At 55.7% G+C, this 628-nt stretch carries 1 protein-coding gene; it reads right to left on the bottom strand.

Features of this window, described 5'->3' with window-relative positions; all coding sequences use genetic code 11:
• On the bottom strand, positions 1-360 hold a 360-nt coding region (locus HMPREF1627_RS10475; protein ID WP_158705807.1), incomplete at its 3' end, for a hypothetical protein.
• Positions 361-628 lie beyond the last annotated feature (268 nt).

Raw genomic sequence — 628 nt, 5'->3', positions numbered from 1 at the left:
CAGCCAGTCTCGGCCCGCGACCTGCATGTGCGGCTGGTTTTGAACTATCCCGGGATTCTCTGGCCGCGGGTTGGGCAGTAGCGCGCGTGAAAGCATTTTGAAAGTGGGATGCGCGAGGCCGTAGCTGCCTTCCTCTGTCGCAATGATGGCAAGTGCTATACCGTCTCCAACGATGATTGGCTGAGCGTCAGTAGCTAGTGCAGGCCCGCTCCAAACCGAGAGATTACGTGCGCCGTCAACGCGGTGCAGAAGCTCAGAGAATGTGGAGGGGCCACCAACCTCGCTGATCGAAACGCGCAGTTTTGGGCGCGCATGCGGATCGCGAAGGCAAAATCGTCGTGCGGAGTTCAATACTGTCACGGTATCCCATACTACCTGGCCCCGTATTTTCGTTGCGCCAGGCATCCTAACGATCGACTTTGCTTGAAATCCTAGGCAGTATGCCCCCTCGAAGAAGGATCTTATTTCGCGGCAGCTGGTTGAAGTTCACCTCTGGCGTAGAACCATGACAAGATAGATCTCATGGCAAAACGTGACCTTAAAGCTTCAGACGTAAATCGTGCATCGCTAGAGAAGCGTCCCCACGAGGTCGCGGGCATGTTCAACAAAGTGGCCAGTCGATACGACC

This window comes from Actinomyces sp. S6-Spd3 (assembly GCF_000758755.1).
In the GTDB taxonomy this organism is placed as follows: Bacteria; Actinomycetota; Actinomycetes; order Actinomycetales; family Actinomycetaceae; genus Pauljensenia.
Note: the sequence above shows the minus strand (reverse complement) of the source record. Positions and strands in the feature narration are given on the sequence as shown.